At 41.5% G+C, this 2,844-nt stretch carries 3 protein-coding genes and 2 pseudogenes; 1 reads left to right on the forward strand and 4 read right to left on the reverse strand.

What is annotated here, in order from left to right; all coding sequences use genetic code 11:
- Window positions 1-474 precede the first annotated feature (474 nt).
- Window positions 475-1,593 carry an ABC transporter permease gene (locus ACTIE0_RS23700; protein WP_006624899.1) on the forward strand — a complete coding sequence of 373 codons (1,119 nt, stop codon included), beginning with the start codon at window positions 475-477 and terminating at the stop codon, window positions 1,591-1,593.
- A gap of 17 nt (window positions 1,594-1,610) precedes the next feature.
- Here ACTIE0_RS23700 and ACTIE0_RS23705 read toward each other — a convergent pair whose 3' ends face one another.
- The 4 genes and pseudogenes from ACTIE0_RS23705 to ACTIE0_RS23720 all read right to left on the reverse strand — a co-directional run.
- Entirely contained in the window at window positions 1,611-2,081 is a 471-nt protein-coding gene (locus tag ACTIE0_RS23705) for a DNA phosphorothioation-associated protein 4 (protein WP_006616424.1), read from the reverse strand.
- Between the two features lie 275 nt (window positions 2,082-2,356).
- On the reverse strand, window positions 2,357-2,485 hold the full coding sequence (locus tag ACTIE0_RS23710) for a WG repeat-containing protein (RefSeq protein ID WP_006624898.1): 129 nt from the start codon (window positions 2,483-2,485) through the stop codon (window positions 2,357-2,359).
- Window positions 2,486-2,611: 126 nt separating this feature from the next.
- Window positions 2,612-2,701 (reverse strand): annotated as a pseudogene (locus tag ACTIE0_RS25080) (WG repeat-containing protein); the annotation flags it as partial.
- 15 nt (window positions 2,702-2,716) lie between these two features.
- A pseudogene (locus tag ACTIE0_RS23720) lies at window positions 2,717-2,844 on the reverse strand (IS630-like element ISAtsp7 family transposase); the annotation flags it as partial.

The raw sequence follows: 2,844 nt of genomic DNA on the forward strand, positions 1-2,844 counted from the left end.
GATTAAGTTGTGTTTATTGATTAACCCGTCAATAATTAAGATTTGTTGCTAAAGGATATGCACCAATCGTCCCGTATGCTAAGACTGAATGGAGTGCATATTGAGCGTGACGGTACGACTATTGGGTTAAGTAAATCCCGATTATCGCAGTTAGGATAGGGGTTTGAGTCATACTATTCTCACAGTATTAAGTCCGGTAGTGATTTGATCAGCCATCTTATTAGGAGGAAAAGTTAGTGGTTTATTAGGAGTAATTTTAGCTATTCCCATCACTGGGGTAATTAAGAGCATTATTGAAATCATCTTTAACCCTCAGTTACCACCCCAAGCCGGTTCCTTTTTTACTAATCTTCCCCAAGATATCGACAACTCTCCTAACTTACAGGTTTCCGAAATCACTAATGATGGGAATGGATAAAGATGCTGCTGGGATTGACCTGTAATGTCATTAACCCCCACCAGCGGTAATCTCTTATGCTAACATCAGATGTTATAGATAGATATGCAGGTGAGGTTAATAAGTTTATGAAATGGTGGCAAAGACTACAAAAAAATCCCTTGGCAAAATTGGGCGCGGGAATACTGATTCTGTTTTATATTATGGCGATCACTGCTGATTTTGTCGCTCCCTATAATCCCTATAATTCCCAATTAGACGGATCCCTATTACCCCCCACCCCAATTCATTGGGTCAACCCTCAAGGAGAATTTATCGGACTCCATGTTTATCCCACAACTCAGGGACCCGTTGATATTGAAACAGGTCAAAGACAAACTATAGTAGACTGGGAACAACCTTCTCCTCTGCGGTTATTCGTCAAAGGAGACCCCTATAAAATTTTAGGTTTAATTCCCTTTGACCTTCATCTTTTTGGCGTAGTGGGTCCAGCCTATATTAACCTCATAGGAACCGATGAACAAGCCCGCGATCAGTTGAGTCGCTTAGTTTTTGGTAGTCGTATCAGCCTCAGTATCGGTTTAGTCGGAATTGCTATTGCTTTCCCCTTGGGTATGTTGGTTGGGGGAATTTCCGGCTATTTTGGTGGCTGGATTGATACTATATCCATGCGATTAGTGGAAGTTTTAATGACCATTCCCGGACTTTATTTATTAGTAGCTTTAGCAGCAGTCCTTCCTCCCCAACTTTCCAGCGCCCAAAGGTTTTTACTAATTGTAATTATCATTTCATTTATTAGTTGGGCGGGACTAGCTAGAGTCATTCGGGGACAGGTTCTCTCTATTAAAGAACGCGAATTTATCCAAGCGGCTAGGGTAATGGGGGCTCAACCAATTTATACTATTATCCGTCATGTACTCCCCCAAACAGCTACCTATGTGATTATTTCGGCTACCCTGACCATCCCCAGTTTTATTATTTCTGAGTCCGTGCTTAGTTTAATTGGCTTGGGTATTCAACAGCCAGATCCTTCCTGGGGGAATTTACTTTCTTCTGCTACTAATGCTTCCATTTTGGTGCTACAACCTTGGCTAATTTGGCCGCCAGCATTGTTGATTATTTTAACCGTTTTAGCATTTAATTTACTGGGAGATGGTCTCCGAGATGCCCTCGATCCTAGAAGCATACAACGGTAAGAGTGACCGCCGCTGAATTAGCCTAAAAATTGACTCAGATCAAATTCTGATTCCGGTTTTTTGAAGCGATCGCGTTCCGACATCAGCAATAATAACAGGCGATCGCCATAATCTACCGCCCCCCTAAATTCTTCTCGTAAAATTTCTAGTCCACCATTGGCAAATTCTTCAAAAATTTTCACTCTTTCTGCTTCCAATTCTGGGTCAAAAGGTGAGATTGTTTTGCTGTCCTTAGTATGGGCGATCGCTATCAGTTTAATTACCCAATCATAACCCCTCGAAATGAATATCTCTAGGGAAATAGGCGCGGGATCTCTCTGAGAAACAGCCTCAATCGGTACTCGCTTTTGGTGGCGGATACCTACAGAGGCGGCGAATACTATTACATCTGCATAGGTCTGAAACGGGCCGCTTTTGTTTTCGGATTCGGTTAAATCTCGCACTAGGTCTGCTTTATCTTTAGCGACTCTAACCCTGTTAATAGCCATTGTTTAATCGAATGTGAATTAATTTTAACTATAGTTTAAGCTAAAACTAGCACCAATCAACATCATTTCTTGACCCTGGCTACACACTACTGTATTTTCCCTTCTTGCTAACTCACCCTCCCCTCAGCATTATCGAAGCTATCACCACTGAAAACTCTTTTAATCTCATCAACATCAGATGATATTCAAGGTTTAGCAATATATCCATATTTCCCCCCGCGAACAATTCTCAAAGATTCTGGAGGCATTCCTTGACTTGCTTCCCCCCAGCTTCCTCAATCGTAGTGACCGTTTAACTGTACTACAGCCAACCCCTCAGAAAAAGGTTCAGCCCCATAAAATTGAGGTTGAATAATTGTTTTTCCCGTAGTATCTACATAACCATAACGCAGAGGTTGAATCAAATTACCAACCTTCCCTTCTCCAGTTCCCCAGGGGGCTAATCCCTCAGAAAATTGTAAATATCCTAACCCATTTGGTACAATTGACGTGAGATTTCCACTGGTATCAACCAGATAATATTGGTCGCCTTTAACAACTTTAGCAACTCCATAAATAAAATTTTCAGCCCGCCCAAATTCTGGCTGTATTACCCAATCACCATCCCGATTAATATACAGCCTTTATCTCAATCATTAAGCACAGTAACAACACTTGGTAAACCAGTTATTCAAACACTGTAAATTCACAAGGCTTACCGCCACTTCTACCAATCTCACTAATAATTCCATGGTCTCCGTCCTGAACTTGCACACTAAACTTT

This window comes from Limnospira sp., assembly GCF_051859755.1.
Lineage (GTDB): Bacteria > Cyanobacteriota > Cyanobacteriia > Cyanobacteriales > Microcoleaceae > Limnospira > Limnospira fusiformis.